This is a genomic window from Shewanella sp. ZOR0012, assembly GCF_000798835.1.
Lineage (GTDB): Bacteria > Pseudomonadota > Gammaproteobacteria > Enterobacterales > Shewanellaceae > Shewanella > Shewanella xiamenensis.
The window spans coordinates 1-7,603 of record NZ_JTLE01000039.1; the positions used below are offsets into that span (position 1 = coordinate 1).

Annotated in this window: 8 protein-coding genes; 6 read left to right on the top strand and 2 right to left on the bottom strand. The window is 45.3% G+C overall.

Annotated elements, in window-relative coordinates; genetic code table 11:
• Positions 1-2: 2 nt before the first annotated feature.
• Positions 3-461: a DUF413 domain-containing protein gene (locus L976_RS01320; RefSeq protein WP_037430721.1), complete on the bottom strand. Its 459-nt coding sequence runs from the start codon at positions 459-461 to the stop codon at positions 3-5.
• Positions 462-569: 108 nt separating this feature from the next.
• On the opposite strand from L976_RS01320, the gene hdfR reads away from it, so the two are divergent.
• Positions 570-1,430, top strand: a complete 861-nt coding sequence (gene hdfR / locus L976_RS01325; RefSeq protein ID WP_047533418.1) for an HTH-type transcriptional regulator HdfR — start codon at positions 570-572, stop codon at positions 1,428-1,430.
• Positions 1,431-1,531: 101 nt separating this feature from the next.
• On the opposite strand, the gene L976_RS01330 is transcribed toward hdfR, so the two are convergent.
• Positions 1,532-1,903 (bottom strand): diacylglycerol kinase, encoded by a 372-nt coding sequence (locus L976_RS01330; RefSeq protein ID WP_037430715.1) that lies wholly within the window; start codon positions 1,901-1,903, stop codon positions 1,532-1,534.
• A gap of 243 nt (positions 1,904-2,146) precedes the next feature.
• On the opposite strand from L976_RS01330, the gene L976_RS01335 reads away from it, so the two are divergent.
• The 5 genes from L976_RS01335 to hrpA all read left to right on the top strand — a co-directional run.
• Entirely contained in the window at positions 2,147-3,055 is a 909-nt protein-coding gene (locus tag L976_RS01335; protein WP_047533421.1) for a DNA ligase, read from the top strand.
• A gap of 103 nt (positions 3,056-3,158) precedes the next feature.
• Positions 3,159-4,175, top strand: coding sequence for a hypothetical protein (locus tag L976_RS01340; protein ID WP_047533424.1), 1,017 nt, complete (start codon positions 3,159-3,161; stop codon positions 4,173-4,175).
• 68 nt (positions 4,176-4,243) lie between these two features.
• Positions 4,244-4,702: a low molecular weight protein-tyrosine-phosphatase gene (locus L976_RS01345; protein ID WP_047533427.1), complete on the top strand. Its 459-nt coding sequence runs from the start codon at positions 4,244-4,246 to the stop codon at positions 4,700-4,702.
• A gap of 294 nt (positions 4,703-4,996) precedes the next feature.
• Positions 4,997-5,413 carry a CBS domain-containing protein gene (locus tag L976_RS01350; protein ID WP_037418282.1) on the top strand — a complete coding sequence of 139 codons (417 nt, stop codon included), beginning with the start codon at positions 4,997-4,999 and terminating at the stop codon, positions 5,411-5,413.
• A gap of 114 nt (positions 5,414-5,527) precedes the next feature.
• Positions 5,528-7,603: ATP-dependent RNA helicase HrpA (gene hrpA / locus L976_RS01355; protein WP_047533430.1), on the top strand; the 2,076-nt coding region annotated here is incomplete at its 3' end.

Here is a 7,603-nt window from a genome sequence, read left to right on the forward strand (position 1 = left end):
TTTCATGCTTTGTCCTCGGGTTCAGCTTCATCCTGAACATCATCTTCAATTTCAACATCCACATCTACATCGAATGCCGCTTCTGGCTCAACCTCAGGTTTGGTTGCTGGTAAATGAACCGTGCCAACCACTGCATAAAAGGGCTTACCCCGGGCGAGTTTGCGGTACTTTAACCAGATCTGCTCTAACAAGCTACTCGGAGCGATGTTTCCTTTGATGACTTCGACAAATTGTGCTTCGTCGGCGGTCACTGGGAGTGTTTTGCCTTCAGCAAGGTTTTTCATGGCATGACCATGTAATTCGAGCAGTTCGGCTTCTTTACTAGTGAAGTCGCCACTGCGCTTAAAACCTTTGGGGAAATTAGTATCGTCGTAAAAGCGTTTGTGAGATACAAAACTGGCAGCTGAGCCGTTCAGCGTCTCAGAACCCCTGTTAGCGTTTGAAAAAGACTGTTCAGACATGGCTGTTACCTTCTAGATTTTGGTATACAAAGATTTGCAAGTGGAGTATTGGCTAGTATTATTGATTTATAAATCAAAAAAATTTGCCTATGTTGGTCAAGAATTTTTATGGATACCGATTTACTAAAGACCTTTCTGGAAGTCTCTCGTACCCGCCATTTTGGTAAGGCGGCGGAAAACCTCTACCTTACCCGTAGTGCGGTAAGTTTTAGAGTTAAACAGCTTGAGAGCATTCTTGGTGTTGCCTTGTTTGAGCGCCAACGAAATAATATTCAGCCGACCCCTGCTGGGGAACGGATGTTGGGCCATGCGGAAGCGGTATTGACAGCATGGGAGCGCGCCAAGCAGGATGTTTCGCTTAGTCAGTTACAATCGACTCAATTAGCGATTGGTGCGGGTCCCAATATTTGGGATGCCTATTTACAGCGGTATTTACAGCATGTGCATGTGGGACTTCCTGGGGTTGCATTGCGGACCGAGGTTTTGCCACTCACCGTAATGACACGGCAATTGATGGACCGCACCCTTGATTTAGCGATTTCTTTTGATCCACCCAAACTTGACCAATTTGAATTAATCCAATTAGGCCAAATCAATTTGCTGCTGGTATCTAAATCCCGGGATGTGGCCGTTAATGAGGTGCAAGCTGGACAATATGTCAAAGTCGATTGGGGGACGGCCTTTAATATTATTCATGCGCAGGAATATGCGGCTTTACCTGTGCCAACTCTACATACTAGTTCGGCTCGAATCGCCTTAGATTTTATCTTAAATAACGGCGGCTGCGCATTCTTACCCGAGCATTTGGTGCAGCCTTTGCTTCAAAGAGGCGAACTGAATTTGGTCGCGGGGGCGAGTGCGATTTCACGCAGTGTGTATGTCGCCTATTGGGCTGAAAATGACAGACTCGAGCAAATTAAGCAGGCGATAAGTTTTTTAGCGGATAAGCTCGTAATTGAAGATAACTAAATTTGTTGAGTTGGATAAAAAAACGCCTTTGGGATAATTCCTAAAGGCGTTTTTTATCAGCGAATTTAATAACCTAAATCAGTGTTAATGCGCACAAAGGATTATATCAAGCGCGGTAATAACACCACGAGCCAAGTGATCCCGCAGAGCGCTAAACTCATGAACACCGCAGCAGAGGCGATATCCTTTGCTTGACCACTCAGGGGATGGATCTCACTGCCAACACGGTCAACAACTGCTTCAATAGCAGAATTTAATAGCTCTACAATTAACACGATAAACAGCGTTAAGATCAGCATTAAGCGTTCCATGGTGCTGATATCGACCAATAGGGCGATGGGGAGCATCACCACCGCAAGCATCAATTCTTGTCTAAACGCAGCTTCATGGACCCACGCCGCTTTTAAGCCCTTCATTGAAAATCCCGTCGCTCTAAAGATGCGTTTTATACCGTGGTTATTTGCTGGTTTCATAATTATTCCATCGACTTGGGCGGTTGTTCGTGAGCATTTTCGTTCAAACTGAATGCGACATGTGTGCCGGCTTTTGAACGAGCTTAAAAAAGAGGCCGCAGTATAGCCCGATAATTTATGTGTATAAATAGTTAACTATACAAATTGCTCGCTCTGTTAGGGGGATCATATTGCGGCCGGATTAGCGGCAGTCAAGGCTAAATACTAAGCTTGCAGTGGGATGACTTACAGAGAGACAAAGGAATGACTCTGACAATTCGCGTACTTTTTTTAAGAAATGCACTTGCCAAGTGCTTTGGGCTTCTCATTGGTCTTTGTAGCTTATTTATTGCGGTTAGCTACGCAAGTCCTGCACCGAATATTCAATTAGCAACGGAATATGCACTCGACGATCATACTCAAATCGGCACGTTTCTGGTCAGTGAAAAACTTGATGGTGTGCGTGGTTACTGGGATGGGCAACGTTTGTTTACCCGTCAGGGGAATCCCATTCTGGCCCCAAGTTGGTTTACCGCCGAGTTTCCCACTATCGCAATGGAAGGTGAGTTATGGCTCGGGCGAGGGCAGTTTGAGGCGATTTCAGGATTAATACGTCAAAAATCGCCAAAGGATACGGACTGGCAAAAGGTACGCTTTATGGTATTTGATTTACCGACAACCAAGGGGAGCTTTGAAGACCGTTATCTGCAAATGCAAACTCTGATCGTGGGAAAATCGGCTTATCTTCAAGTTATTGAGCAATTTAGTGTCGACAGTGTCGAGGCCCTCTATGACACTTTAAATACCTTAGTTGCCCTTGGCGCTGAAGGATTAATTTTACATCGTCGCACTGCGGTATATACGCCAGGACGTAATCCTAATGTAATGAAGTTAAAGCCCTATTTAGATGCTGAAGCGACGGTGATTGGTTATGTTGCTGGCAAAGGGCAATTTGCTGGGAAAATGGGTGCCTTAAGAGTGCAAACACCAGAGGGGCGAATTTTTAGTATTGGCACAGGTTTTAACCTTGTAGAGCGTCAGTATCCCCCAGCTATCGGTACACTTATCACTTACAAGTATCTAGGATTAACGGTGAATGGCTTGCCGCGATTTGCTAGTTATTTACGGATCAGGACAGACATTGTGCCTGAGGATAAAGAAGTTAAAGAATAAGTTGCGAAATTGTTGGATATTGATAAAAATCGAACGCTATCAATAAGGGTTTTGCCGAGTATCATACTGATTATTAATAGGCAATAACACCAAGGAGTAGGTTTTGGTTGATATTCAATTTAGTGAACATTCTTTGAAGCAACGCTTGGCTAAAATCTTAACGGTCCCCAAATGGACTAAGCAGCCCATTGTCACCGCTAAAGCTTTTTTGCAAAGTTTAACCATTGCCCAGCGCTGTTATCTATTAGCATTAATTGCTTTATTGCTATTTCAGTCAGACATTTGGCTAGCCGCTATTATCACTGCGGTTGCATTAATCATTGAATTTTGGCCAAAATTTGCAATAGCGTGGCATTCATTGGCTGGAAAAGCCATTTTCCTACTCTTTTATGCCGTTATTGCCAACTTTGCCTTGGCCGCCAGTGGTAGTGTGGTTAATGAAATCACAGGTGTTTCAGCTTCACATTTGTCTTACACCCACAACTTTGCCATTTTGCTGTATTTACCCATTTGGTTCGTGTGTATTTCTATTCTCGCGTTACTGCTTCTGCAAATTGTGATCCCTTGTTATTTATTGTTCCATATCGGTTTACGGATTTTAGGGTTAGAGACCAACCAACAGGACAATAAAAAACGCTTTGTGGTAACAACGGCATTTTTACGTATGGTGTTATCTGTGGTGTTATTAATGAATCTTGTTGCCATCTCCGATGGTGAAACTTTATTGGAGAACGTTGCGAACAAAATACAAAAAAATGAAAAAGTGAGTCTTGCAAACACTGTTGTTGAAGTCAAAATAACCGAAAAAGCCCAGACTGAAGCAGAGAAAGCGGCTAATGATCTCACCATGCAATCTGCTGATGGCACTATCGAATCCTTAAGAACTTTTGGGCACACATACTACAAGGGGATCCGAGAATTAATCGCGTTATTTGCCTATAAGTTTGAGGCCGATGGCCGTAGTCGTTGTGAAAAATTAGCCAATTCTGTGGTGGTTGAGTTAAACGATTACGAAATACTGGAAATCACCGAGTCTGCTAACGAGAAATACGGTTATCATTTTGAAGTGAAAAAATGTATTTCTCCCGCCTTTGGGCAAATCGCATCACCCCCTAAATAGCACTGCCAGAGGATGCTAAGTTGTTAGAAGATAAAGCGTTAAAAGCAAAAAATATAAGACGAATTTTAATGGTCTGTATGGGGAATATTTGTCGTTCGCCCACGGCTGAGGCCGTTTGCCGTGCAAAAATTCGTGAACGTCGCCTCAATATTGAAGTTGATTCTGCTGGCACCATTGGTTATCACCAAGGAGATAAACCTGACAGTCGCGCCATAGCTGCGGGTATAAAACGCGGGTTAAGTTTCGATGGTATGCGCGCAAGACAAATTGTTGATGCCGATTTTGAGTATTTTGATCTTATTTTAGCAGCCGATAATGGTAATTTAGTGGATTTACGTAGTCGTTGTCCGCTTGAGTATCAATACAAACTTCAGCTAATGTTGTCTTACGGAAATAGTGAAATTGATGAGGTCCCCGATCCCTATTATGGCGGTACTCAAGGATTTGAATTAGTCCTCGATTTGCTCGAACAGAGTATCGATAGCTTGTTAGATCAATTAGCAGGAAAAACGAATGACACAGATTAATGATTAAGGCGGAGTAGGTACCTTAGAACCTCGATGAGTCAAAGTATCAACCCCTGCTTACCTATGCAATAGAACGTAAAATCATTGGATTAATTTCATTAAGCGTTAACTAAGCTTATTTCGGGATACTAAATCTATCTCAAACAGTTCTTACCGCTATAACCTTAAAACGTCAACATGCCCTAGTCGTCAGATAAGCTCAATCGATATTAATTGCTTAACTCTTGCGAGATTTTGACTAGACTCAAAGCTCAGGTAAGTGAGTTTGTTACAGGTAAGTTTGGGGAGATTGCTATGGATTCAATCAAAATACGCGACCATATGGACCGTCAGCCTGTGTTGCTCAGTGCAAATATGTCACTGGCTACTGCGGTTGAGAAATTGTTAGATAATAACAAGATGGGTGCAGCTGTCGTGGATGACAGTGGCAATTTAGTGGGTTTTTTATCCCAGCAAGACTGCTTAGCTGTCATGTTAAAGAGCAGCTATCACTGTGACTTAACCTCAGTGGTGAAGGATTGTATGCGCACTGAAGTCCTGTATGTCGGTCCTGATGAGAGTATTTTACAACTCGCGGAGCAGATGCTGGGCGCTAAACCAAAGACCTATCCGGTGGTGGATAATGGCAAAGTCATCGGCACAATCAATCGCACCAATGTGTTGAAGGCGATGAATGTGTACATGCAGCAATGTTATCTTGCACCCGCTTAAGCCGTTATTTGGGTGGCTAATTTCCCGCGGTTTACGGTGTGTTTTGAACAATTAGCCATACCAATAAACCAGGTTCCTTGCTAGGATCGCCTTTTTCGATGCTAGCAATGGAATTTGGTTTTGAACTCTGACAAACATCCGCTATCGAGCGCTTTTCTCCAGCAATGCTTTCAAAGTGATGCCTCGCGGATCCGCCGCCGTTTATTTAAGCTCCATAAAGAAGCCGATTCTGACAAAAAAACACAAGAATTAGCCAAACTTGCTGAGCAGGCGCAAGCAGCGTTCGGGAAAGTAGAGCAGCGCCTGAAGGCTCGCCCTAAGATCAATTATCCTGACAATCTGCCCGTCAGTGGCATGCGCGAAGACATCGCCAAAGCCATCAGTGAAAACCAAGTGGTGATCATTGCGGGTGAAACCGGCTCGGGTAAAACCACTCAGTTACCTAAAATCTGTTTAGAACTGGGCTTAGGCAGCCGTGGTTTTATTGGTCATACCCAGCCGCGGCGGCTGGCTGCGCGCAGTGTTGCGTCAAGGGTGGCTGAAGAATTACAAAGCCCGCTCGGCGAAGTCGTGGGCTTTAAGGTGCGTTTTGCCGATGCGCTTAAGAGTGAATCCTATATCAAACTGATGACCGACGGGATTTTACTGGCGGAGCTGACTTCAGATCGTTATTTAGATCAATACGATACTATCATTATCGACGAGGCGCATGAACGTAGCCTCAACATCGATTTTATCTTGGGTTACCTCAAGCAAATTCTGAAAAAACGCCCCGATCTTAAGATCATCATCACCTCGGCGACCATTGATGTTGAGCGTTTCTCTAAGCATTTCAATAATGCGCCGATTATTGAGGTGTCAGGGCGTACCTATCCGGTCGAAACCCGTTATCGCCCATTGGTGCAAGATACTGAGGCCGATCTCGACCAAATTGAAGGGATTTTTGCCGCCGTTGATGAGCTGGTTGCCGAAGGTCTAGGCGATATTTTGATCTTTATGAACGGTGAGCGTGAAATTCGCGATACCGCTGAGCAGCTTAATCGGCGCAATTACCGCGATACTGAGATTTTGCCGCTCTACGCGCGCCTCTCCTACGGCGAGCAATCCAAGGTGTTTAGCAGCCATACAGGGCGTCGTATTGTGCTTGCGACTAACGTAGCGGAAACCTCGCTGACTGTGCCGGGTATTCGTTATGTGATTGACCCAGGAACAGCGCGCATCAGCCGTTATAGCTATCGCACTAAGGTGCAGCGTTTGCCGATTGAGCCTATTTCACAGGCGAGTGCCAATCAGCGTCAAGGCCGCTGCGGCCGTGTTGGTCCAGGGATTTGTATTCGTTTATACGATGAGGTGGATTTTAATAACCGCCCAGCCTTTACCGATCCCGAAATCTTACGAACCAATTTGGCGTCGGTGATTTTGCAGATGCTCGCTATCGGCCTTGGCGATATCGCTGCTTTCCCGTTTATTGAGCCACCCGATCCGCGCCATATTCGCGATGGCTTCTTATTGCTTGAGGAATTACAGGCGGTTAAACAGCAGAAGGGCAATATAGTGTTAACGCCGCTGGGGCGGCAGTTATCGCAAATCCCCGTCGACCCACGTTTAGCGCGTATGGTGGTCGAGAGCCACCAACTTGGTTGCTTAAATGAGGTGTTAGTGATCGCCTCAGGGCTGTCGATTCAAGATCCCCGTGAGCGGCCCATGGATAAAAAGCAGGCGTCCGATGAGGCCCATCGTCGCTTTGCCGATCCCCAGTCTGATTTTGTCAGTTGGGTAAACCTCTGGCAGCACTTAAAAGAGCAGCAAAAGGAATTATCCGCCAGCCAGTTCCGTAAAAAATGCCGTGATGAATATTTAGCCTACCTGCGTGTGCGCGAATGGCAGGATTTATATACTCAGCTAAAACAAGCGGTTCACGACTTAAAGTGGCGCTTAAATGACACGCCTGCCAACTACGATGCGCTGCACCGTGCGCTGTTATCGGGTCTGCTCAGCCATATTGGCTTTAAGGACAATAACAACGAATACTTAGGCGCGCGCAATCGTAAGTTTTTTGTGTTCCCAGGTTCACCGCTGGCGAAAAAAGGCCCGAAATGGATCATGGCGGCGGAGCTGATGGAAACCTCTAAGCTGTTTGCTCGCTGCTGCGCCAAGATTGAGCCTGAGTGGCTCGAGCCGTTAGCGGCG